Annotated in this window: 23 protein-coding genes and 1 tRNA gene; 4 read left to right on the forward strand and 20 right to left on the reverse strand. The window is 55.8% G+C overall.

Annotated elements, in window-relative coordinates:
- Positions 1-153: 153 nt before the first annotated feature.
- The 14 genes from MWU60_RS05895 to MWU60_RS05960 form a co-directional block, all read right to left on the reverse strand.
- Positions 154-1,299: a CmpA/NrtA family ABC transporter substrate-binding protein gene (locus tag MWU60_RS05895; RefSeq protein WP_247226274.1), complete on the reverse strand. Its 1,146-nt coding sequence runs from the start codon at positions 1,297-1,299 to the stop codon at positions 154-156.
- Entirely contained in the window at positions 1,296-1,880 is a 585-nt protein-coding gene (locus tag MWU60_RS05900; protein ID WP_247226275.1) for an ANTAR domain-containing protein, read from the reverse strand. Before MWU60_RS05900 ends, MWU60_RS05895 begins: the two co-directional genes overlap by 4 nt.
- 141 nt (positions 1,881-2,021) lie before the next feature.
- Entirely contained in the window at positions 2,022-2,870 is an 849-nt protein-coding gene (locus MWU60_RS05905; protein ID WP_247226276.1) for an ABC transporter permease, read from the reverse strand.
- 3 nt (positions 2,871-2,873) lie between these two features.
- On the reverse strand, positions 2,874-4,115 hold the full coding sequence (locus MWU60_RS05910; RefSeq protein WP_247226277.1) for an ABC transporter permease: 1,242 nt from the start codon (positions 4,113-4,115) through the stop codon (positions 2,874-2,876).
- A 52-nt stretch (positions 4,116-4,167) separates the two neighbouring features.
- Positions 4,168-5,208, reverse strand: coding sequence for an ABC transporter substrate-binding protein (locus MWU60_RS05915; protein WP_247226278.1), 1,041 nt, complete (start codon positions 5,206-5,208; stop codon positions 4,168-4,170).
- A 56-nt stretch (positions 5,209-5,264) separates the two neighbouring features.
- The gene (locus tag MWU60_RS05920; protein WP_247226279.1) at positions 5,265-6,359 is read right to left on the reverse strand and encodes an ABC transporter ATP-binding protein; all 1,095 of its coding nucleotides are present in this window, start codon (positions 6,357-6,359) and stop codon (positions 5,265-5,267) included.
- A gap of 109 nt (positions 6,360-6,468) precedes the next feature.
- Positions 6,469-7,632 (reverse strand): AMP-binding protein, encoded by a 1,164-nt coding sequence (locus MWU60_RS05925; RefSeq protein WP_247226280.1) that lies wholly within the window; start codon positions 7,630-7,632, stop codon positions 6,469-6,471.
- Positions 7,629-8,450 carry an ABC transporter ATP-binding protein gene (locus tag MWU60_RS05930; RefSeq protein ID WP_247226860.1) on the reverse strand — a complete coding sequence of 274 codons (822 nt, stop codon included), beginning with the start codon at positions 8,448-8,450 and terminating at the stop codon, positions 7,629-7,631. Before MWU60_RS05930 ends, MWU60_RS05925 begins: the two co-directional genes overlap by 4 nt.
- 66 nt (positions 8,451-8,516) lie before the next feature.
- A complete protein-coding gene (locus MWU60_RS05935; RefSeq protein WP_247226281.1) occupies positions 8,517-9,803 on the reverse strand; it encodes an ABC transporter substrate-binding protein in 1,287 nt (428 codons plus the stop codon).
- Positions 9,804-9,856: 53 nt separating this feature from the next.
- Positions 9,857-10,933, reverse strand: coding sequence for a branched-chain amino acid ABC transporter permease (locus tag MWU60_RS05940; protein WP_247226282.1), 1,077 nt, complete (start codon positions 10,931-10,933; stop codon positions 9,857-9,859).
- Positions 10,934-11,189: 256 nt separating this feature from the next.
- Positions 11,190-12,188 carry a branched-chain amino acid ABC transporter permease gene (locus MWU60_RS05945; protein ID WP_247226283.1) on the reverse strand — a complete coding sequence of 333 codons (999 nt, stop codon included), beginning with the start codon at positions 12,186-12,188 and terminating at the stop codon, positions 11,190-11,192.
- Positions 12,188-12,751 carry a hypothetical protein gene (locus tag MWU60_RS05950; RefSeq protein WP_247226284.1) on the reverse strand — a complete coding sequence of 188 codons (564 nt, stop codon included), beginning with the start codon at positions 12,749-12,751 and terminating at the stop codon, positions 12,188-12,190. Before MWU60_RS05950 ends, MWU60_RS05945 begins: the two co-directional genes overlap by 1 nt.
- On the reverse strand, positions 12,744-13,577 hold the full coding sequence (locus tag MWU60_RS05955) for an ABC transporter ATP-binding protein (RefSeq protein ID WP_247226285.1): 834 nt from the start codon (positions 13,575-13,577) through the stop codon (positions 12,744-12,746). The genes MWU60_RS05950 and MWU60_RS05955 overlap by 8 nt, the downstream gene beginning before the upstream one ends.
- On the reverse strand, positions 13,574-15,535 hold the full coding sequence (locus MWU60_RS05960) for an AMP-binding protein (protein WP_247226286.1): 1,962 nt from the start codon (positions 15,533-15,535) through the stop codon (positions 13,574-13,576). Before MWU60_RS05960 ends, MWU60_RS05955 begins: the two co-directional genes overlap by 4 nt.
- Positions 15,536-15,708: 173 nt before the next feature.
- Between MWU60_RS05960 and MWU60_RS05965 the strand changes: the two genes are divergently transcribed.
- Entirely contained in the window at positions 15,709-17,628 is a 1,920-nt protein-coding gene (locus MWU60_RS05965; RefSeq protein ID WP_247226287.1) for a PAS-domain containing protein, read from the forward strand.
- Positions 17,625-18,335, forward strand: coding sequence for a response regulator transcription factor (locus MWU60_RS05970; RefSeq protein WP_247226288.1), 711 nt, complete (start codon positions 17,625-17,627; stop codon positions 18,333-18,335). The genes MWU60_RS05965 and MWU60_RS05970 overlap by 4 nt, the downstream gene beginning before the upstream one ends.
- 82 nt (positions 18,336-18,417) lie before the next feature.
- On the opposite strand, the gene MWU60_RS05975 is transcribed toward MWU60_RS05970, so the two are convergent.
- Both MWU60_RS05975 and MWU60_RS05980 read right to left on the reverse strand, forming a co-directional pair.
- Positions 18,418-18,493: transfer RNA gene (locus MWU60_RS05975), tRNA-Ala, on the reverse strand.
- Positions 18,494-18,576: 83 nt separating this feature from the next.
- On the reverse strand, positions 18,577-18,906 hold the full coding sequence (locus tag MWU60_RS05980) for a TIGR02300 family protein (RefSeq protein WP_247226289.1): 330 nt from the start codon (positions 18,904-18,906) through the stop codon (positions 18,577-18,579).
- 109 nt (positions 18,907-19,015) lie between these two features.
- Here MWU60_RS05980 and MWU60_RS05985 point away from each other — a divergent pair, with 109 nt between their 5' ends.
- Positions 19,016-19,705, forward strand: a complete 690-nt coding sequence (locus MWU60_RS05985) for a SprT family zinc-dependent metalloprotease (RefSeq protein ID WP_247226290.1) — start codon at positions 19,016-19,018, stop codon at positions 19,703-19,705.
- A gap of 31 nt (positions 19,706-19,736) precedes the next feature.
- On the forward strand, positions 19,737-20,387 hold the full coding sequence (locus MWU60_RS05990; RefSeq protein ID WP_247226291.1) for a GntR family transcriptional regulator: 651 nt from the start codon (positions 19,737-19,739) through the stop codon (positions 20,385-20,387).
- Positions 20,388-20,389: 2 nt separating this feature from the next.
- Here the strand turns inward: MWU60_RS05990 and MWU60_RS05995 are convergent, their stop codons facing one another.
- The 4 genes from MWU60_RS05995 to MWU60_RS06010 form a co-directional block, all read right to left on the reverse strand.
- The gene (locus MWU60_RS05995) at positions 20,390-21,235 is read right to left on the reverse strand and encodes a TerB family tellurite resistance protein (RefSeq protein WP_247226292.1); all 846 of its coding nucleotides are present in this window, start codon (positions 21,233-21,235) and stop codon (positions 20,390-20,392) included.
- A 208-nt stretch (positions 21,236-21,443) separates the two neighbouring features.
- Complete coding sequence (gene lpdA / locus MWU60_RS06000; protein WP_247226293.1) at positions 21,444-22,832, reverse strand: dihydrolipoyl dehydrogenase; 1,389 nt, start codon at positions 22,830-22,832, stop codon at positions 21,444-21,446.
- A 63-nt stretch (positions 22,833-22,895) separates the two neighbouring features.
- The gene (locus MWU60_RS06005) at positions 22,896-23,306 is read right to left on the reverse strand and encodes an MAPEG family protein (protein WP_247226294.1); all 411 of its coding nucleotides are present in this window, start codon (positions 23,304-23,306) and stop codon (positions 22,896-22,898) included.
- Positions 23,303-24,049, reverse strand: coding sequence for a hypothetical protein (locus MWU60_RS06010; protein ID WP_247226295.1), 747 nt, complete (start codon positions 24,047-24,049; stop codon positions 23,303-23,305). The genes MWU60_RS06005 and MWU60_RS06010 overlap by 4 nt, the downstream gene beginning before the upstream one ends.
- Positions 24,050-24,051: the final 2 nt, after the last annotated feature.

A 24,051-nucleotide genomic window follows, 5' to 3' on the forward strand; every position in this document is an offset into this window, starting at 1 on the left:
CTCTTGTAAAAGCACAGGCCAGCATTGACCGATGCAGAAGTGGGGGCGACGATGCCCTTCGATTTCATTAGGAATGAAGGGTGCGATCCGCACAATGATTTTTTCTGCGCTGCCGCATGATTTTACGCGGCGGTGCAGAAACTGCCTAGTTATTCATCCCTTTTCCGCGCTGAAATCAAAGGTTCTGCCGTCAAAGAAGGCATCTGGCGCAAGAATCATATGGCCGCGTGACGACGCAACAGCCGTTTCAAACCGCAGTGACCCTTCGATTTTCTGCGATGCACCGGGCATGTCAGCGCCGATCCCAACAAGGTTCTGCCGATAAAGATCTGACCGAAAGCATGTTTTTGCTTTTTCAACATCGGCAGCATCCGCGCCAAGCTGATGCGCGATCCAAGCCGCCTGACTGCGCCACGGAAAGCTTGCGGCATGTTTGTGAAACTGGACAAACCGGTCGACCTGCATGGGGTTTTCATCCGCGCTGGGCGCAATATGGCCTGTGAGTGCGGGGTCAATCAGGTCTGGCGAAAGGCTTAGGTGTTCACTGCGTCCCAAAATCTCAACCGCGAGGGGTTTGTTCTTTTTGGCATCAAGCCACTGGGCCGCCTGATAGACGGCGCGCATTAGCTTGCGCGCCGTGTCGCTATTGGCCTCAATCCAGTCGCGGCGCGCAGCGAGCACCTTTTCGGGCGCGAATTGCCAGACATCGCCGCCCGACATCATCAGCCGGGCCACGCCCCGTTGCACGGCGACGCTGCCCCAAGGCTCACCTACCCAAAATGCATCGACGAACCCGTCGGCGACGGCATCGGCCATGCGTGGGGGTGGCACAGTGACTTCTTCTATGATCAGCTTTGGTGCGGTTGATGTCCAATAAGACAATAGCAGGCGGTGCATTGAGTAGTGGAAGGGGACGCCGACGCGCAAAGGTTTGTCGTTCACTTGCGCGATCTTGGTCAGCAATCCTTTCGCGTCACCAAAGGATACATCCCCAATCTGGGACGCCAAGCTCTGCGACACCCCGAAAACGGTACCATTGACCGACAGCACCATCAAAGCGTCGATCTGCGCGTTTAATCCGCCCAAACCAATCGACATTGCAACTGGCATGGGCGACAGCATCTGTGCGGCATCCAAATGCCCCAGCGTCAGCATATCGCGCAGGGCTGACCACGACGGTTGGCGCACCAGATTGAGCGCAAGCCCTTCTTCAGCGGCGAACCCCAGTTCTTTGGCGATAACCAGAGGCGCGCAGTCAACCAGCGGGACATAGCCGCAATGCAGGACAGTTCCGGTCACGACAGCAGGTCCGCCGCTGTAACAAGCGCATGTGCGACGTCAATGACCTTACGCCCTTGGCTCATCGCGGTTTTGCGCAGCAAGTTATATGCATCATCTTCCGACAACCCGCGCTGGCGCATCAGGATGCCCTTGGCGCGGTCAATGGTTTTGCGATCCTCAAGGGCCTGCTTGGCCGCATCCAGTTCTGACTGCATCTGACGCATAATCTGAAAACGCGCGATTGCCGTCTCCAGAACCGGTTTGATCCGATGCATAGTGAGGCCATCAACGACATAAGCGCTGACACCGGCGTTCAATGCGGCCTTCGTCAAATTGTCATCTGTTTGGTCGACAAAGAGAGCGACGGCACGCTTTTCGGTCTGCGTCACATAGGAAATATGTTCGAGTGTGTCACGATCTGGATTGGCCAGATCAATCAGCACGATATCAGGGGCAAACTCGCGGACTGTACGATCAAGGGCCGAGATCTGGCCCAAGGCTTTGACGTCACTCCAACCTGCCGCGTTCAGCGCATCGACGATGTCGCGCACTTTGGCGGGATCGGCTTCGACGACAAGAATGCGGAGGTTTTCGCTCATGCCACCGTCATTGTCGGCTGCGGGCAGCAGGTCTATTGAGCCACGCAGATTTTCTGCGTTGCAGCAATGGGAATGTCACAAATGAGGCAAATATCAATCACCTGCCCAATGCGCGTGCAGTTGTTTGGCGTCAGTGCAGGGTTATCCCGCCCCGCCCATGCGCACGGATCGCCTGCGCAGGAACTCCAGCGTGAAAAGAAGTGCGGCAGACAGGACCACGAGCAGTGTTGCGACTGCAAGGATCGTTGGATTGATCTGTTCGCGTAGTCCAGAAAACATTTGCCGGGGGATTGTCCGTTGTTCTGGCCCTGCCAAGAACAGAACCAGCACAACCTCATCAAAGGAGGTCACAAAAGCAAAGAGCCCGCCAGATATCACGCCGGGCCGGATCAGTGGGATCACAACGTCCCAGAACACTTTCACCGGTGATGCCCCAAGGCTGAGGCCCGCCACAAAAAGCGTGCGGTCAAAGCCGCTGAGGGTGGCTGTGACCGTGATGATGACAAAGGGCACGCCGAGTGCTGCGTGCGCGATGATCAGGCCGGTATAGGTGCCGACCAGATTAAACTGGGTGTAGAAGAAGAACATGCCCGCCGCGATGATGATCAGCGGGACAATCATCGGCGACAGCAAAAGCGCCGTAATCAACCGCTTATAAGGCATCCAGGGCGACGCCAGCCCAACTGCGGCCAGCGTGCCAAGGGTGGTCGCAATGAAAGCAGCGGCAATCCCCACAACAAAGCTGTTCCAGATCGCCAGCCGCCATTTTTGGTCATCTACGATCTCTTGATACCAGCGCAACGAATAGGCGTCCGGGTCCAGCGACAGCATGCCTTCGGTAAACGTGAAAAACGGCTCTGCATTGAACGATAATGGCATCATCACAAGGATTGGCATCATCAGGAAAAACAGAACAAGAAACGCGAACACGCGCAAAGCGTAATGGCCCGCGATATGCCAGAGTGTGAAGTATTCGGGAAACTGCTTCATACTCTAACCCAGCTTGATGTTGTCGGTGCCGACGAAGCGGTCAAACAACCAGTAAAGCACCAGAATGAGAACCAGCAGCAGCGATCCAAGCGCCGCTGCCAGTTCCCAGTTGTTCGACTGCTGCATATGGAACGCGATGATGTTTGAGATCATTTGCCCATCGGTCCCGCCCACCAGCGCTGGCGTAATGTAATAGCCGACCGAAATGATGAAGACCAAAAGCGCGCCTGCGGACAAGCCGGGCAGGCTCATGGGCAGGTAAATCTTATACCAAGCACCAAGTGGTTTGCTGCCCATCGACATGGCCGCACGCATATAGCTTTGGTCGATCCCGCGCATCACCGCATAGAGAGGCAACACCATGAATGGCAACAGGATGTGCGTCATGGCGAGGATGGTAGAGAATTGCGTATAAAGCAGTTCGAGCGGTTGATCCGTAATCCCAATGGCAAGAAGCGTGGAGTTCACCACGCCGTTGGTTTGCAACAACGCGATCCATGCTGTTGTCCGCACCAGAAGTGACGTCCAAAACGGCAACAGGACGAACACCATCAGAAAGTTCGCCATACTGTCCGACGCATGCGCCATGTAGAACGCAAGCGGATAGCCCAGCAGGATCGTCAACACCGTGATGATCAGAGCCATGCGCAGGGTTTTCGTATACAGCTTGACGTAAATCTGTGTGTCCCGTTGAACGATGTTTCCGTCCGGGCCGCGTTCAAGGTCCACAGAGGTCAGGTAATAGCTTGTGGAATAGGCCTGACCTGCTGCTTTCACCGCACTCCATGTAGCCGGGTCTGCCCAACGATCATTCGCTTCTATCAAGAGGGCCGCGCCATTCGTGGCAATTTCGGTATCATCAACGCGGCGTAGGCTGCGTGCGGTTGATTTCACAACGCTCGACATGCCCGGCAGCGCGCGGTTGATTTCATCGGCCAGCTGGCCAGATGTGCGATCATTCGCCATGCGTTTCATGTCGGCGGCGAATTGTATCAGGACCGTGTCATCGGGAATTTCTTCGCCAGACCAATCCCCAAGCGCGACCAAAGTATCAGGTATCAGATTTGCGACCGTCGGATTGTGGATGCTGCGATACAGCATCGTCGTGATCGGTGCGACAAAGGCGAAGATCACAAACACCAATAGCGGCGTTACAAACAGGAACGCCTGCAGCTTGCGCTTGCGCACTTCGCGCGCGGCGTTGCGCGCGTCAGCTGGGATTAGTCCGGGTGCAATATCGGTCATAGTGTGACTTTTGATGTCCCCCGCGCCCGATCAAGGCGCGGGGAACAATGGCTTATTGCAGCAGCCATTCGTTGAACTTTTCACCAAGGCTTTCGCCAAAGTCGGCCCAGAAGATGCCGTCTGCTTTCAGACCTTTGTCAAGGTGTGCGGTCGGCAGGTCCTGCTTTACGCTTTCTGGCAGCAGTGCCTGGGCAGACGCCCGGGTTGGGCCGTAGGCTACATCCTGCATGCCGGACAATGGCACTGTCTGTGTTGCGAACTTGATGAACTCCATCGCGGCGTCCATGTTTGGCGTACCGCGCATGATGGCCCAGACATCAAGGTCATACACGTGACTGTCCCAACCAATCGCGAAAGGTGAGCCTTCCTGAATGGCAGCAAAGATACGGCCATTGGCAGACTGCACCATCTGTGCGCCACCGTCGTTCAGCAAAACGGGGGCCTGCGACCAGCTATCGTACCAAACAATGTCTTCCTTGATGGTATCTAGCTTGGCGAATGCTTGCGCTTGGCCTTCATCTGTCGAAAGAACCTCGTACACGTCTTCAGGTGCGACACCATCGGCAATCAAAGCCCATTCCATGTTCACCTGCGGGCGCTTGCGCAGGCCACGCTTGCCGGGGAAGGCTTCGGTGTCAAAGAAGTCGGCGATTGTCTGCGGACCGGGGCCGTTTTCGGTGTTGTAGGCAAACACGATGGACCACACGATGTTGCCCACACCGCATTCATTTGCCAAAGCGTCAGGAATGAAATCTTCTGCCGCGGGCGTCCCATCATCGCCCGCAGGCAGGACAGATTGGTCAATGATCTCAAGATAACCTTCGGAACAAGCGCGTTCGAGGTCGATCACTTCGACATCGACCACATCCCACTGGATGTTGCCAGCTTCGACTTGCGCTTTCATCTCTGCGATGCCGCCGCCGTAATCCTCGAACAGGATATTCATGCCGGTTTCGGCGACGAAGGGATCAATCATATGCTCTTTTTGTGCAGCACCATATGCGCCACCAAAAGATGTGACGGTCAGATCTTGCGCCGCAAGGGGGCTGGCAGTCAGCGCCAAAGCAGCAAGTAACGTCAGATGTTTTTTCATCAGTGTCTCCTTGTCAGTCCGGGTGTTTTGCAGGGCCCCGGTTTGCCCTGTTTCGCTTACCCAGCCGGGAAAGCGATGCAATCGGATGCCAGCCAAAGAAGCTGGGCTTCGGCACCGTCGTCAAACTCTGGTGCAGATAAGTCGTTGAGAACCTTCACGATAATGTCGGTCCCATCGGGCAGTTTGAAGTAATAGCGGATGAAGTCGCCAACATAGATGCGTGTGTTGAAACGCACTGTCAGGGCATTGTCATAGGCGTGGGTTGTGGGGTGAATGAACAGCTTTTCGGGGCGGATCGACACCTGACAGGGGCCACCCTCGCTCAGGCCCTCAGCCAATTGCGCAACAACAGTACCCCCATCCGTCTGCACCTGTACTGTGTTGCCTTGGATCGCCGTCACTTTGCCGGGGACGAAGTTATTCTCTCCGATAAAACCCGCCACAAATGCGTTCGATGGGCGTTCATAAAGTTCGGCAGGTGGTGCGCATTGCTGGACAACACCGTCATTGAATACCGCAATCCTGCTCGACATCGACAAAGCTTCGGTCTGGTCATGGGTCACATAAATCACGGTGAAACCAAGCTGTTTGTGCAAGCGCGTAATCTCAAACTGCATCTGTTCGCGCAGGTTTTTATCGAGCGCCCCAAGCGGTTCATCCATCAAGATCAGCGTAGGCTCAAAGATCATGGCCCGCGCCAAGGCCACGCGCTGCCGCTGACCACCAGACAATTGGCCCGGACGGCGATCACCAAAGTCTGACAGTTCCACCAGTTTCAGGTATTCCGCCACCCGGTCTTTGATCTGGGCCTTGGGCATTTTGCGCACGGTCAGCGGATAGGCCAGATTTTCGGCCACGGTCATATGCGGAAAAAGGGCATAGTTCTGAAAGACCATGCCGATGTTGCGCTTGTAAGGGGCTGTGCGGTTAATCGACTTGCCCGCAATCGCGATATCGCCTGAGGTCACGCTTTCGAACCCGGCCAGCATCATCAATACGGTCGTCTTGCCTGACCCGGATGGCCCAAGCAACGTGATGAATTCGCCATCCCGCACGTCCATGTTAAAGCCTTTGACCACAAGGTTTTTCTGGTCGTAGCTTTTCTTGACGTCATCGAAACGCAGAAATGTCTCTGATCCGAGATCTTTCATAGCCGTACAAACACTCCCCCAAGTGATTGCCCTGACTTAAGCAGGTGCGATGAGTTTGCACAACAGCGATCTCAGTCGCGTGCGACCTTCCCGTCTTGCAACTGGCCGACTACCGCAAATCGGCAATCACGACGCCATCGCGCGGCAATGCGCCGGGTGACACAAGCTCTATTTTGCCGGTCAGCTTAAGAACTTCCTTGATGGAAGCCGCGAACACTCCCTCGTCGCTGGCTTGTGTTTCAAGCTTGACCACCATCTCATCGCGTTGTCCGTCATGGCTGACTTCGATACGTGCGCGTGCGATTTCCGGGTGGCGGGCAACAAGGCTTGCGACTTGTTCGGGCCGCACGAACATGCCTTTGATCTTGGTGGCCTGGTCGGCGCGTCCTTTCCAGCCAGCAAGTCGCATATTGGTGCGCCCACAAGGCGAAGTACCCTGAACGATGGCTGAAAGATCGCCTGTGGCGAACCGGATCAGCGGATAGTCGGGGTTGAGCGGGGTTACGACCACCTCGCCGATGTCGCCGGGCGTCACTGGATCACCGGTGCCGGGTGTCACGATTTCCACCAATGCGCCTTCGTCGACGATCATGGGGGTGTCCGCGACGGTTTCGTAGGCGATGTTGCCGACGTCTGCGGTGCCGTAGCATTGCAGGCAGGTGATGCCACGATCAGCGTAGGCTTTTCGGACCGGCGGGAACAACGGCCCACCTGAGACGAGCGCTTTGGTGATCCCCGACAGATCAACGTCCATCTCATCGGCCTTGGCAAAGATCGCACCAAGGTAGTCTGGCGTCCCAGCATAGGCCGTTACGCCAAGGTCATGCGCGGCGCGCACCTGTAATTCCGTTTGGCCCGGTCCGGCAGCAAAGACCTGTGCGCCGACAGCTATAGCGGCACTTTCGAACATCGCGCCAGCCGGGGTGAAATGGTAGGAAAAGGTGTTTTGCACCACATCGCCGGCGCCGATGCCCGCAGCGCGCAAGGCGCTGGAAAAACGCCACCAGTCCGCACCTGACCCACCGGGTTCATAGATCGGGCCGGGCGACTGGAATAGACGGGTGATCCCTTTGGTGGGAATGCCTCCAAAAGGCGGGTTTGCGGCTTGTGCTGCGCTCAGTTCCGACTTGCGCAGTACCGGCAGCTTGGCAAGATCGGCAAGCGACGTGACTTGCGCCGCGGCTTCAGGATCCAGTTGCGCTTTCAGTTGCGCAAGTTGATCGGCCTCGCGCGCATCGGCTGATCGCGTCTCGCGGGGATCAAGGGCGGTCATGCCAGCCACCTTTTGCGACGACGATAACTTCGCACGTCGCGGAATGACTTTCGTCCCTCGTCGGACATGCCCAGGTAAAACTCTTTGACGTCGGGGTTGTCGCGCAGTTCGGCAGCCGGACCTTCCATGACGACGCGTCCGCTTTCCAGAATGTATCCGTGGTGCGCGAACCGCAAAGCGACATTGGTGTTCTGTTCGGCCAGCAGGAAGGACACGCCTTCGTTTTCGTTCAGGTTCTTCACAATTGTGAAAATCTCTTCGACCAGTTGCGGGGCGAGGCCCATTGAGGGTTCATCCAAAAGGATCGTCTCGGGCCGTGACATCAGCGCGCGCCCAATGGCGCACATCTGCTGTTCACCGCCTGAGGTATAGCCGGCTTGGCTTTTGCGCCGCTCTTTCAGACGTGGGAAATAGTTGTAGACCAGTTCAAGGTCATCATTGACCTTGGCGCTGCCGTCGCGCCGCGTATAGGCGCCGGTCATCAGGTTTTCTTCGATGGTCAGGTGCTCAAAGCAATGGCGACCCTCCATGACCTGAATAACGCCACGCTTCACCAGATCAGACGGAGAGCTGTCCTGGATGCGCTCGCCGCGATAGGTGATTGAGCCTTTGGTCACCTCACCGCGCTCCGAGTGCAGCAGGTTCGAAATCGCCTTCAATGTCGTCGTCTTGCCAGCGCCGTTGCCCCCCAAAAGGGCCGTGATGCCGCCTTTGGGCACATTTAGCGACACGCCCTTCAGCACAAGGATCACGTGATTGTAGATCACTTCGATGTTGTTGACCTCTAGCAGGGTCTCAACTTTTGCATCGTCCAGCATAGCGCTTTGATCCATCTTTAGATTGTTTGGATTGGGTGGCCCTATGCAGGGCCACCCTGTTGTTGTTTAGAGACAACCTGGTTCGATGTTGTTCTCTGCGGCAAAGGCCGCGGAGTCCTCGGCGATCAGCGGATCAATGACGCTGTCATCCGGCGCAATATAGTCGGTCAGGGCGACCCATTGCGCATCTGCTGCATTCCACTGCTGGACAATGCCAAGGCCGGACCCACCGTGGTTTTCGCACGATACGCTGAACTCTGGTCCGATCTGGGACATACCCAGTTCGGCCATGCGGGCCTCGGTGATTTCCAGATTTGCCATGCCGTCACGTACCATCGCGGCAGTCACGTCAGACACGCCGTGGATTTCCTGCGCTTTGGCAATCGCCTCGGCTGCCAGCATTGCGGCATACATCCCACGTGTATAAAGCACCGAACCCACGTTTGATCCGTCACCAGCAGCATTGCCAGCTTCGTGCACAAGCGTCCGGATTTCGTCGAACACAGGCAGGTTCGCATCAATCCGGTTCATGTTCAGCGATTTGTACCCGTCAGCACCGGCGCCCGCTGGGGTCACGTCATGCTCGGCCCCGGCCCACCAGTTGCCGATGAAGTTTTCCATCGGGAAACCAATGTTGGACGCTTCCTGCACGGCAACCTGGTTCATCACGCCCCAGCCCCACATCAGGACATAATCAGGACGTTCGCGGCGGATTTGCAGCCACTGTGATTTCTGTTCCTGACCGGGGTGGTCGACGGCCAGTTGGCTGAGTTCAAACCCGTGCATCGCGGACAGTTCTTCCAGCGTGCGGATCGGTTCCTTGCCGTAGGCAGAGTTGTGATAGATCAAAGCGATCTTTTTGCCTGACAGATCACCACCGTTTTCTTCCAGCAGGTAGTTCACCATTACGGACGCGGCATCCCAATAGTTCGCAGGGTAGTTGAAGACCCAGTTGAACACTTCGCCATTGGCGGCGGACGTGCGGCCATAGCCCATCGTATGGATCGGGATTTCATCCACGGTCGCTTTGGGGATGATCTGATACGTGATCCCGGTGGACAGCGGTTGATAGATCAACGCACCTTCGCCCTTGGTGCTTTCATAGCATTCCACACCTTTTTCGGTGTTGTAGCCGGTCTCGCATTCGACAATGCGGATCGGCTCACCGCCGATGCCGCCATCGCGGGCGTTCAGCAGGTTGAAATAGTCCTGATACCCGTCGCTGAATGGCGTACCACCAGCAGCGTAAGGTCCGGTGCGGTACGACAGGTCAGGGATGACCAGTTCGGCCATCGCCGGTGCAGCGGCTAGTGTGCCTGCCAAGGCCATTGCGGCCAGTTTCTTCATCTTCATCGGTATTTTCCTCCCATAGGTTTTCCGATCGTACTTTGAGCAATTTCGCCCATTTAATGCGGGAACGGCCAAAGCCGCAGTTTCTCTTTCGTCAGCCGCCAAAGCTGGGCCAATCCATGCGGTTCCTTGATCAGGAAGAACATGATCAGCGCGCCGACGATCACCAATTGGAAATGGGCGACCAAATCGGTGGGCCAGCCCATCACATCTACGCCCAGCCATTTCAGCGCGACGGGTAGCAGCACAAGGAATGCCGCCCCGGCAAAGCTGCCGAAGATCGACCCAAGGCCACCAATGATGATCATGAACAGCACAAGGAACGACTTCTGGATACCAAAGGCTTCACCCACTTCGACAGCACCCAGATACACTGCAAAGAACAGCGCGCCTGCGATACCCACAAAGAAGGAACTGACGGCAAAGGCAGTCAGTTTGGCCTTCAACGGGTTCACGCCAATGATCTCGGCCGCAATATCCATGTCGCGGATGGCCATCCAGGACCGCCCGATTGTGCCGCGCGTCAGGTTGCGGGCGATGATTGCACAGACCGTCACAAAGAACAGGCAAATCAGATATTGTGCCCATGCCGGTGTGCTGGGGCCTGTGACTGCCACGCCAGCGACCAATCTCTCTGGCGCGCTGATCTGGCCGGAGGCAGAGTAGTTGTAGAACCAGCTGACTTTGTTGAAGAGCCAGACGAGGAAAAACTGCGCGGCCAAGGTGGCAACGGCAAGGTAGAACCCCTTGATCCGCAAGCTGGGCAGGCCAAAGGCCGCGCCGACCACAGCGGTGATCCCGCCCGCCAACACGATATGGATCATGATGTTCACATCGGGAAAGGACGTCATCAGCTTGTAGCAGGCATAGGCCCCTACTGCCATGAAGCCGCCCGTGCCCAGCGACACCTGCCCGCAATATCCGGTCAGGATGTTCAGCCCGATCGCCGCAATCGCATAGATCAGAAAGGGTACCAGCAGCGAACTGGCCCAATAGTCGTTGATCACAAAGGGGATCACCAACCAGGCCACGGCCATCGTCACCCAGAACCCGATCCGGTCCAGCTTGAGCGGGAAGGTCTGGTTGTCGGCCACATAGGACGTCTTGAAATCACCGGCCTCACGATAGAGCATTACATTGCACTCCTTTCGTCGAGGTATTTGTTGCAAGCTGTGACAACTGCGGCCATGCCCCACAAGAAGACAAGATCATAGAAACTCCTAACCAAGGCTGCGACGTAGATCGTGCGCTCCACGCTTTGAAAGCTGCTTCCTAAGGCGCCGGGCGATGTTGTGACCCGTAGTTCCCAGATGTTGGCCCCTGTGATTAGGATGCCAAACACAAAGAGGAGTGCTGGAACAAATCGAAAGATTGGTTGCAACTGCGCCATCATACCCTCTCAATAATTCTTTCGCCAAACAGCCCCTGCGGGCGGAACACCAGAAACAGCAGCGCCAGCACATAGGCGAACCAGTTTTCAGTCGCACCGCCCAGATAGGGCGCGCCGATCAGATATTCGAAGAGCTTCTCACCCACGCCAATGATCAGCCCGCCGACAATCGCGCCGGGGATGGAAGTGAAACCACCCAGCATTAGCACTGGCAGCGCTTTCAATGCGATGAGCGACAGCGAAAACTGAACGCCCGATTTCGCCCCCCACATGATACCCGCGACCAGTGCCACAAGGCCCGCCAGCGACCACACAAGGATCCAGATAAAGTTGAGCGAGATGCCGACGGATAAGGCTGCCTGGTGATCATCGGCGACAGCGCGCATCGCGCGTCCTTGCTTGGTGTATTGGCTAAAGGCGATCAGCCCGGCCACAAGGATGATCGCCACGACAGTCGCCACCATATCCAGTTTGTCGATAAAGAAGCCGAAGAAGTCGTCGCCACCCAATCCGGCTGTTGCCTCTTCCACCCAAAGCGACCCGCCTTGCGGTAAGCCCACTGCCAGTGTCTTGATGTCTGACCCCCACATCAGATCGCCGACACCTTCAAGGAAGTAGGCAAGCCCGATGGTGGCCATGAACAGAATGATCGGTTCCTGCCCAACAAGATGTCGGAAAACAAACCGCTGCACGCCCCAAGCAAAGATCACCATGACGATCAGGGTCAGGATGATGGCGGCGAGGACGGGGACGTTCCATCCGAAATAGTGGATATCGGTCCCAAAAATCGCGTTGATCAGATGCGCAAAGGGCACCTGACCCGACATGATCCCGGCCAATGTCAGGGCCGAGAACAGCGCCATCACGCCTTGGGCATAGTTGAAGATGCCGGACGCTTTGTAGATCAGCACAAAACCAAGGGCGACAAGGGCATAGAGGACCCCTGCCATCAGGCCGTTGATGATGACTTCGATACCGTACAGGAAATCAGCGGACATCAATTGCACTCCGTTGGAAAAAGCTCACAGGATGCCGGGCTGTTCCCAACCCGTGCTGCCGTTAGAAGTGCTATGGTTGCCGTTGGACGTTCCCCGACCAGAAAATTGGTTAAAGAAACTTGAACAAAGCCGTCATCGACCGGTGTGGTTGCCCAACCACCGGCCCGTCGGGATGGATTGACGCGCGATAACCCAGCTGGACCCTTACTTCTAAAACTATCCGGAAGAGCCTCATTCCAGTCCGAAACATTAGCGTCCACAGACGCCGAGAGAGACATAACTGTACAGTTGCCAATTTCATCACGCTGCATATCAACTACAGACCATCCACCATCATCGGCTACCCAAATTGCTTCGGGTTCAGAACTAAACCCGAGGTTCTCGGCAAGCTCAGTGATTTGAGCGGCTGATAAGGCGGTCAAATCGTCACGCTGCACTGCCGTATTCGTCAACGCCTGCATAACGCAATACCTCCAAAAACCATCAAACATACTATCGGCATGGCCTGCGCGCGGCTGCACTATTACACCCACGAAAACTAAGGGAATCACGATTCTAATCATGTGCCACCCCCAGATAGGCATCGATCACCTCTTGATTGTTGCGCACCTCATCTGGGGTGCCGTCGCCGATCTTGCGGCCGTAATCCATAACGACGACGCGGTCGGACAGGTCCATGACCACGCCCATGTCGTGTTCGATCAGGGCGATTGTGGTGCCGAACTCATCGTTCACGTCCAGAATAAAGCGGCTCATGTCCTCTTTTTCTTCGACGTTCATGCCCGCCATCGGTTCGTCCAGCAGCAGCAGATCAGGTTCAGCGGCCAGCGCGCGGGCCAGCTCGACGCGCTTTTTCAGACCATAGGGCAGGCGGCCCACGGGGGTCTTGCGGATGGCCTGAATTTCAAGGAAATCAATGATCCGTTCTACCGCCTCGCGGTTTTCGTTCTCTTCGCGCTGGGCCTTGCCCGCCCAGATCGCCTGCGCCAGCATGTTGCTTTTGATATGCCCCATACGGCCTGTCATGATGTTGTCGAGCACGGACATACCTTCAAACAAGGCGATGTTCTGAAAGGTGCGCGCGACGCCTTGGCGGGCCACCTGAAAGGGCTTCATTGGTGGGCGTTTCTGGCCGCGAAAGTAAACTTCGCCCTCTTGCGGTTTGTAGAAGCCTGAGATGACGTTCAGCATGGATGATTTACCAGCCCCATTCGGTCCGATAATCGCGCGGATTTCGCCTTCGCGGATGTCAAAACTGATCGCCTTGATCGCCTCGACCCCGCCGAAACGCAGGGTGATGTTGCGCAGATCCATCATGACGCCACCGATCTGGCGCCCGTCCTCGGTCACATACGGCGCGTCTTTGTCCATGACAGCGTTCTGGTTCATGCGGCCACCTGCGCTTTCGCAATCACCGTGGCATCGCGGATGTCGAGCGTGGCTTTGATCTTGCCTTTGCGCCCATCCTCATAGGTGACTTCGGTTTCGGTATAGATGGTATCAGAGCCGTCATAGAGCGCATCAATCAGGTCTTGATACTTCTCTGCAATCACCGCGCGGCGGACTTTGCGTGTTCGGGTCATTTCGCCATCGTCCGCGTCCAGTTCCTTGTGCAGCACGAGAAAGCGATGAATTTGGCAGGCCGCCAACATGTCATCCTGCGACACGGAGTCGTTCACCGCATTCACATGCGCCAGCACCGTATCAAGCACCTGCGGGTGCTGCGATAATTCCTGATAGCTGGAATAAGCGATGTTATTGCGTTCCGCCCAGTTACCCACTGCTGTCAGGTCGATGTTGATAAACGCGGTGCAACGGTCGCGGCTCGCTCCAAAGACAACGGCCTCAAGGATATTAGGATAGAACTTGAGCTTGTTTTCGATATATTTCGGGGCAAACAGGCTGCCGTCTGCCATTTTGGATACATCCTTGATCCGGTCGATAATCCGGAGGTGGCCTGAGGTTTCTTCGATAAAACCCGCATCCCCGGTCGCGACCCAGCCTTCGGGGTCTTTGGTGGATGCGGTGCTTTCAGGGTTGCGGAAATACTCCACGAATGTACCCGGCGAGCGATAGAAGACTTCGCCGTTTTCGGCGATTTTCAACTCCACACCGGGCGATGGTACGCCAACAGTATCGGAACGTACTTCGCCGTCAGGCTGCTGTGTGATGAAAACGGTCGCCTCGGTCTGCCCGTATAGCTGTTTGAGGTTGATCCCAAGACTGCGGTAGAAATCAAACAGCTCAGGGCCAATCGCCTCGCCCGCTGTATAGCCAACACGCACACGGCTCATGCCGAGGCGGTTTTTTAGCGGACCGTAGACCAGATATTTGCCAATGCTGTGCAGCAAGCGGTCCTTAAATCCGACAGTTTTCCCATCGAGCAGCTTTGGCCCGACCTCTTTGGCGTGCTCCATGAAATAGGCGAACATCCAGCGCTTGAAGCGGCTGGCGTCTTCCATGCGGATCATCACTTGGGTCAGGTGCCCTTCGAAAATCGCGGGTGGTGCAAAGAAATACGTCGGGCCAATTTCGCGCAAATCGGCGTTCATCGTCTCTGCGCTTTCAGGACAATTCACGCAGAATGCCGACCAATAGGCCTGACCGATGGAGAAAATGAAATCACCGACCCAAGCCATTGGCAGATAGGCGAGTGTTTCTTCGCCAGCGCTCAGGTGATCAAATTCGGATGAGTTCTTGGAGGTCTCGATCACATTGCGATTGGACAGCACCACGCCTTTGGGGCGGCCTGTGGTGCCTGAGGTATAAAGCATCACGCAAGTATGGTCGTAGGTCAGCGCGTCACGACGTGCGTTCAGTTCTTTGGACAGTCGTGCTTTGGCGGCGCGGCCTTCGTTCTGGATGTCGGCAAAGGACGTGATTTCACTATGGTCGTATTTGCGCATCCCACGCGTGTCGTAATAGATCACATGGTCGATCCCATGGACCGTTTCCTGCGCCTCGATGATTTTGTCGACCTGTTCCTGATCGCCCGCAATCGCAAAGCGCGCGCCGCAGTTTTCCAGCACATAGGTCATCTCTTCGACGACGGCGTCCTGATAAAGCGGGACGGGCACAGCGCCTACCGATTGCACGGCAACCATCGACCAGTAAAGGGCAGGGCGGTTGCGGCCAATCACGGCGACATGGTCGCCAACGCTCACACCCAGATCAAGCAGGCCCAAGGCCAATGCCTCAACTTCGTCAGCGGTTTCGGCCCAGGTCCAGCTTTGCCAAATCCCGAATTCCTTTTCGCGGTAAGCTGCTTTGTTGCCATAACGCTTTGCGTTGCGCGCCAACAAATGCGGCACGGAGACCAAGGTCTCTTGCTGGTTTTGATCCGTCATGCATCCTCCCAAACGCAATCGCGAACGACCTTCAATGTTCCTCCCAAAGGTCGCGTACGATTCTTTTGACAGACAAGTTTTTCAGAAGTTTATCCGAAATGTTGCGAAACCTTGCAAGCGTCACATGCTCTTGTGGTGTGCCAACCAAGTGCTACTGATATGGGATGAACCGCATGTCACCCACCCATGAAACCCTGACGCAGGCTGGTCTGAACCTGATCAGCCAAGCGATTTCGATCTATGATCAGGACTTGCGGCTTGTCCTGGCCAACCGACAATTTCAGCGGATGTTTGACCTGCCAAAAGCACTGGTTGAGCCGGGTGGGTCCTTTGAGGAAACCCTACGTATCTTGGCAGAACGGGGCGATTATGGCGTGCTGGACGATGTTGATTGCTTTCTCGCTGAAAGGGTCGCACAGGCCAAAGCGTTTGAGCCGCATTACTTTGAACGTACCCGCGCAAACGGCACAACGATTTCGGTTGAAGGCAGCCCGCTTGAAGGCGGCGGCTGGGTAGCTGTTTACTCTGACATCACGGAACTCAAGACCCAAGAAGCGCTGTTGCGCTCGCGCTCGGACAACCTGTCGGAAGAATTGATTTCGCGGTCAGAAGAACTGGCTCGCGCAAACCGCACATTGACTGCGACGGTGACGGCGCTGGAAGAAGCCAAACGCCAGCTTTTGGCGTCACAGGCCCGGCTAAACCTGACTAATTCCATGATTCCGGCGCATATCGCACGGGTCAATCGCGACGGGGTCTATACCTACACCAATCACAAACTGAACTCGATCGTCCCCGGCCGTTCAAACGACATCGTCGGCAAACATATGTCCGATGCCTTGGGGCAAGAGGTGTACGAAAAAATCTCGGATGGTTTCGCTGCAACGCTGCGCGGTGATGCCCCTGTGGTTGAATTCGAACATAAAGAGGCGGGACGCTATAACCGGGTCGCGTTCACGCCAGACGTGAACGATGATGGTGAAGTGGTTGGCGCATATCTGCTTTCGGCCAATGTGACCGAACAGGTGCGCGCGCGGCAAGCGCTTGCGCATACCAAACGCCGGGAACTGGCGGCCCAACTGACCAGCGGGCTGGCGCATGATTTCGGTAACCTGCTGACGATCATTTTGGGCGAGCAGGACAGGCTGGCCCGGCTGGATGACATGCCGCAAGACGCGTTGACGTTTCTTGAAACGATCAAGTCTGCCGCGCGACGCGGTGGCGATCTGATTGCCGGCCTTGGAGAATTGGATGCGCAGCGGTCCATCAACATCCGACTGACTGACTTTGCAGGGTTCTTGAAACAAACGACCCTCTTGGCGAAGGCGGCAACACCTGATGACATCACGCTTACTGTGATCAACAAAGTCAGCGCCTCTCATCTGATGATCGACGCGGGTTTTGCGCAAGATGCGCTGCTGAACCTTGTGTTGAACGCAATTGACGCGATTGAGGGGGCGGGTGCGGTGACGGTCACCGTGTTAGTGGATGCCGCTGATTATTTGACATTCTGCGTTGAAGATACCGGATCAGGGTTTTCACAAGACGCGCTTGCCAACGCTTTGGCACCCTTCTTCACGTCTAAATCCGATCGGGCAGGGCGGGGGCTTGGGCTGTCCACGACCTTTGACTTTGCGCGATCAAGTGGCGGCACGGTGCGGCTGGCAAACCGTAAAGAGGGGGGCGCACAAGTCTCAATGCTGGTGCCCTATTTACCGGCGGACCCGGTCGTGCCGGGTGTTGTCCTTCTGGTGGAAGACAACGTCGATATCCGACAAACAGTGCGGGGCTATCTGCAACGTATGGGCCACGCGGTTGTCGAAGCTGATACTGTTGAAGAGGCACAGAAACTGGCCGTGGTTGGCGATATCACATTTGTGGTCACCGACCTGATGCTCAAAAACGGTGGCACCGGATTTGCATTGGCAGAACATTTGCGCAAACGCAGAAGCGACCTGCCGGTTCTGATTGTGACGGGGCTTCCTCAGAGCGATCCGCAGTGTCAGCTGGCGGCAAAAACCTATCCGATCTTGCGCAAACCCTTTGAATTTGATGCCTTGGTGACGGAAATGAACAAGGCGACACGCACATGAAACCCGGCCCCCTGATTACGGTTCTTGACGACACGCCGGAAATCCGCAGCATTCTGTCGGATGCATTAGAGCAGGCAGGGTTCAGAGTGCGGTCTTTCGGGCGCGCGGCGGATTTCGAACAGGCCTGCAAATCAATATCGCCGGATGCGTGCATCATTGATCTGGGGCTGCCTGACAGTGACGGGCTGGCGCTGGTGCACCGCTTTGCCAGCCAGTCAGATGTGCCGATCCTGATCATCTCGGGCCGATCGCGCACGCAGGATAAAATCGTGGGGCTGGAACTGGGGGCCGACGACTACATCATCAAGCCATTCGAAGTGGAAGAAGTGATTGCCCGGCTGCGCGTTATCTTGCGACGGACAAATGCCGAACCTCACAAGAGTGCCACCCAGACGGCGCGGTTTTGCGGCTGGACCGCAGATCTTAACCTGCTTCAACTGACGAAGGACACGGGCGAAAGCCAGAACCTGACCTATGCTGAAAACGAAATACTGAAAATGTTTCTCGCTTCGCCCAACCGTTTGATCAGGCGCGAACAGATCCTCGACTATCTGGGAAGCAACGCAGACGACGCCTATGACCGTTCCATCGACGTCAAGGTTTCAAGGCTACGCACCAAACTTGGCGATGATGCGCAAGACCCACGTATCATAAAGACCGTCTACGGCGCCGGATATATATTTGTTGCTGAGATCCTTGAAGGATGAGTTTATCGTCAGGCGCTAATCTGACAAACTGACGGTGTGAATCTAATGGGTCCTGACCCTAAGTCATTTATTTGCAGGTGTATGGTGGAGCCTAGGGGAGTCGAACCCCTGACCTCTTGCATGCCATGCAAGCGCTCTCCCAACTGAGCTAAGGCCCCATCCTGACAGCATTCGCTGCGTTACGCTGTCTATGCAGCGATCCGGGCGAGATCAAGTAAAAATCACGCCCGAAGCGGTTGTTTTAGTCGTCGTCGCTTGCTGGCACGTCGGCCAATTCATCCAACGACACCGTGTCATCGTCTTCGTCATCTTCCAGGACATCATCGCCCAGATCGACGTCGTCGCTATCGTCGTCATCGTCATCAAGCACCAGTTCTTCTTCTTCCGAAGTTTCCTTGGCTTTCTTGGTCTGCGCATCCTCGGCATCCGCGACCATTGTGCGGGTCTTGGATGTGTCTACAGTGACCTCATTGCCCGTGTAGGGGCTGATGATTGGTGTCGCGTTCAGGTCGTAAAAGCGTTTGCCGGTTTCGGGGCAAAGGCGCTTTGTGCCCCACTCTTCCTTAGGCATAGGCTATCCCTTCAAAATCCTAGTCTTCCCTTGCGGGTGATCGGTGCCAACTGCCATAAGTGCAGAGCCGAGTCAAAGCCTTTGGCACATGAAATATGAGTAGTTGGATATGGGCCGTCATACACTTGAAGGCAACCCCCCGATTGAGGTCACTTTGCGCCATTCTGCACGCGCCAAGCGATTGTCGTTGCGTGTGTCGCGTCTGGACGGTCGTGTCACGCTGACGTTGCCGCATCATGCGCCTACCCGCGAGGGGATCGCGTTCCTGCGCAACAAAGAGGCGTGGTTGCGTGGCCATCTGAGTGACCTGACGCCTGTATCGTCGGTCGCGGTGGGTCAGACCGTGTTGTTTCGGGGTGCGCCAGTGCCCGTCGTTGTCGGTACGGCCAAGAGGGCGCGTCTGTTGGATCACCAGATCGAAGTCGCGGCACAGGCCCCCGCAGCACCCCAGATCAAAGCGTTGTTTCGCCATCATGCACGGGATGCATTGGCGCAAGCCTCTGATAAATATGCGGCGGCGTTGGGCCAGACCTACACGCGTCTGTCGATCCGTGACACCCGATCGCGCTGGGGGTCGTGTTCCAGCCAAGGCACGTTGATGTATTCATGGCGCTTGATCATGGCCCCGCCTGAAGTGCTTGATTATGTCGCCGCGCATGAGGTCGCCCATTTGGTTGAGATGAACCACCAGCCCGCATTTTGGGCTGTCGTGGCACGGCTTTGCCCCGATTATGCGCGCCATCGGCAATGGTTGCGTCAGCATGGCGATCAATTGCACCGCGTGACCTTCAACGATTGACCTCGGCGTTGTTTGTGATCACAAACAACGGATGATGATCCAACCACGCCCGCAAGACAGCACAACGGCCGCGCATGAGCGCGTCTATCGGGCTTTGCGGACACAAATCATGCATGGCGAAATCCCCCCCGGCGAAGCGCTGACACTGCGCGGGATCGGCAAGGCGTATGACGTCTCGATGACCCCCGCGCGTGAGGCGGTGCGCAGGCTGGTCGCGGAAGGGGCGCTTTTCCTGTCGTCCTCGGGCCGTGTTTCGACCCCGGCTTTGTCCAATGAACGTATCGAAGAACTGGCGACGTTGCGCGCTTTGTTAGAGCCTGAGCTGGCGTCGCGCGCGTTGCCCCGTGCCCATTTCGCCCTGATAGAACGCTTGGAAACCATCAACCAAGGTGTCAGCCAAGTGATCGCCCGCCATGACGCCACGGGTTATATTCGCATGAACCTTGAATTTCATCGCACGCTGTATCTGCGCGCGCAGGCGCCTGCGATGCTGGCGATGGCGGAAACGGTCTGGCTACAGTTGGGCCCGACGATGCGCGCGCTTTATGGGCGACTGAACCGGACCGAGCCGCCTTATCATCATAAGCTGATCCTATCTGCGCTGAAGGCCGGGGATGAACCCGGTTTACGTCTGGCGGTCCGTGCGGACGCAACGCAAGGTCTGCGCATGTTGAAAGGCTGACCCTAACTTTGGGTGACAGGAAACGCATCGAGATCTTCAAGCGCGATATTCATGACGCGACGAAAGTCTTCGCCTGGCATGCCGATGCCATGCGCCAGATCGGATAGAAACGCATGCTCGGACGGTAGAATACGCCCGCTGGACAGCGCGATAAAGAAAGCACCCCGCATCATCACGTCTTTTTCAGAGTCGCGCAGACCGCGGCCAAAGTCGACAAAATCCTGTGGCGATAGGTTCATGTCGATATGGTCCGTAATACGGATCACATCGGCGGCCTGTACATTGCGGCGTGTCAGCCGCCGTGCCGTTTTCCCAATAAGTGAGATTTCTGAGGCCGCAACGATACCGTCGCATTTGCCCACATAACACATCGCCGTCAGTATGCGCTGCGCCGCTTTCTTGCGCATCGGTCCTCGCAGATCATAGCCCATCAGTGACTTGATGCGCCGAATGATGACTGCGATGAGACCAAGCGCCAAGGCGATCCAGATGCCATAGTTGCGCAGGTTCCGCTCAAGACTGTTCTTGGCTTCAGAAGGCAAGGTTGGGTCCACAAGGTTCAGCGATTGCGCTGTTTCCATCTGTGCTTGTGTGAAAGGCCGGTCTGCGATCAAGTTGCACCCGTCGCTGGATAACACATAACCGACGATATCGCTGGACAGTGTATAGCCAAGGATCCGAAAGTCACGGGTCGCGTAACATAGCGACAACGTGTCGGCAGCCGGTCCGGGGATCTGTGTATCGGCAAGATATTCGATCCCGTCAAACATCCCGCTGCTGGTCGTAAATGCCTGCGCCGGGCTACCGGCGAAAAGACTGAGCAGCAAAATATATATGAAACGCTTCATCGGAGTTCTCTGGTTCACCACTCAATAACTTTTGTACCAAACCCGAAGAATGTGGCGCGTATGTGTTCTTAACTGTGCCAGTATGCGGCATTTGTCATCACTTCAGGGGGTTAATGGCCGCTGACGCCGGGTAATGTTTATCCAAATGCGCGCCGAAATATGGGCCCGAGACGTCATCTGAGGCCCTTTCATAGCTACTTTGTCACGCTTACGCGTGAATTGCGCCGTCCCCGCAGGCTAGTGCAGCTTCGCGTACCGCCTCCGAATAGGTCGGATGCGCGTGGCATGTGCGTGCAAGGTCTTCTGCTGCCGCCCCAAACTCCATTGCGACACAGATTTCGTGGATTAGGTCACCTGCCATCGGGCCAATGATATGCGCGCCAAGCACCCGGTCTGTTGTGGCATCAACCAGTATTTTAACAAAGCCGTCGCCTGCGAAATTGGCTTTGGCGCGCGCGTTACCCATGAAGGGGAACTTTCCGACTTTGTAGGCACGCCCTTGTTCTTTCAGGGTTTCTTCGGTCTCGCCGACATTGGACACTTCAGGGTGCGTATAGATCACGCCGGGGATCACGCCATAGTTCACGTGCGGGTGCTGGCCTGCGATGCCTTCTGCCACGGCCATGCCTTCGTCTTCGGCTTTATGCGCCAGCATAGGTCCGGCGATTGTGTCACCGATCGCGTAGATGCCTGCGATATTGGTAGCGTATCTGTCGTTGGTTTTGATCTGGCCACGCTCGGACATTTCCACGCCCAAAGCATCAAGACCAAGGCCGTCGGTGAATGGTTTGCGCCCTGTTGCGACCAGAACAGTGTCAGCTTGCAGCGTATGTTCACTGTCGTCTTTGCGCAGTTTATAGGTAACAGTGGCCTTGTTTCCTTTGACCGCAACACCTTGGACAGCAGCGCCGAGGGTGAACTTCAGCCCTTGCTTTGTCAGCATTTTCTGGAATTGACGCGCGATCTCTTTGTCCATGCCGGGGGTGATGGCGTCGAGGAATTCGATGACCTCAACCTCAGACCCCAAGCGGGCGTAGACTGAGCCGAGCTCAAGCCCAATCACACCTGCGCCGATAACGACGAGTTTTTTAGGAACTTTGCCCAGTTCCAGCGCGCCGGTGGATGTGACAACTGTCTTTTCATCGACCTCAACGCCGGGCAAACCTGAAGCTTCGGAGCCGGATGCGATGACGATATGCTTGGCCTCATGGACCTCATCGCCGACCTTGACTTTGCCTGCCTCAGGAATGGACCCCCAGCCTTTCAGCCAGTCTACCTTGTTCTTTTTAAACAGAAATTCGATGCCGCCGGTGTTTTGGGCAATCGTTTCATCCTTGTAGGACAGCATCTGCTTCCAATCGACCGAAGGTGTTTTGCCCTTCAGGCCCATTGAGGCGAAGTTATGCTCTGCTTCATGCAGCATATGGGTGGCGTGCAACATTGCTTTGGACGGGATGCAGCCCACGTTCAGGCATGTCCCGCCCAGCGTGTCGCGCCCTTCGACGCAGGCCACTTTCATGCCCAATTGGGCGCAACGAATAGCGCAGACATAGCCGCCGGGGCCGGCGCCGATTACGATGACGTCATAGCTGGACATGGGGTCTCCTTAAGCGAGCAATATTGCGTACATATCCTGTACAGAACCTGTACGTACAGTTTTTCATATCAAAGCTGACAGTATCATCAGCATGGTTGAGAGGAACCCCACAAACCAGATCAGCGAACGCCAAGGCGTGAGGCCGAAATAATAAGCGGGGATATAGAGGATGCGGGAACCAAGATAGGTCCATGCGCAGGCAGCGGAAAACCCGGTGCCTTTATCGCCAAGAGTGATAACGACAACGGCGATGGTGAACAGGATCAGCGCCTCAAAATGGTTGTTGAGCGCGCGATAAAGGCGGCCTGTCTTGTCACTGAGCAACTCGACCATAGGTTTGCCCATGCGGCTGTTGTCACGCGGTGACAACGTTTTCCCGACACCAAGTTCGATATTGGCAGGGATCGCCATGAGGGCGAATTGGACGCCTTGGAGCAGGGCGGCGAGAGCGAGGACGGTGAGTTCGGGGGTCATTTTACCTCTGCTTTTGAGTCATCGGAAATCGGTCTGGAGGAATTTGAGTTGCGAGTTTCATCGTCCGGTTTCAAGAACGGAAGACAAATTGCATCTAAATATGCCAAGTTGCGATTTGCGAGCCATTTAATCCCTAAAAGAAGAGTAATGCCTAAAATAATGCACCCTAGAAATCTCTTTATTTCATGTGTTTCGATCAGGTGAAAAAGAAGCCCGAACATGAAAATCACGACTAAGACTGCCGTCCCCTGCAGTACTGTAAGGGAAGACGTATAGTAGTCGTATTCCCTTCCAATAATTGAATTGTCAATTTTGGCAATTTCACCAACCATAGTGAGGTGTGAATTTGTGTCTCCAGAAACCCATAGGGCTCTTCCACATGCCAAACATATCTCTCCGATTACGTACACTATAAACAGAACCATTGCTCCCAAAAGGAAAGTTTCTGCATTGCTAGCTGTATCTAACCAAGTGCTTATGTCAGCTAGAAATAACGCTATTACTCCGTCGTCTAAAAATTTCTTAGGACGCTCCATCGAAGCGACTAGGTCTGAAACATCGGTTTTCGTTTCGTCGACAAGTTCTATAAATAATGTTGCTTCGCCAAGAACTCTTTGGGCTTCCAACTTAATAGCCGGAAGCAACGCCGCGATGGACGCATGCAAGATAACTATTACGGCGATAGCTCCAAAGCCGATGGTCGTAAATGCGCGTGGCCAGCGAGGTGCAATCGTTGAAAGCACGG

The sequence above is a fragment of the Yoonia sp. F2084L genome (genome assembly GCF_023015625.1).
In the GTDB taxonomy this organism is placed as follows: domain Bacteria; phylum Pseudomonadota; class Alphaproteobacteria; order Rhodobacterales; family Rhodobacteraceae; genus Yoonia.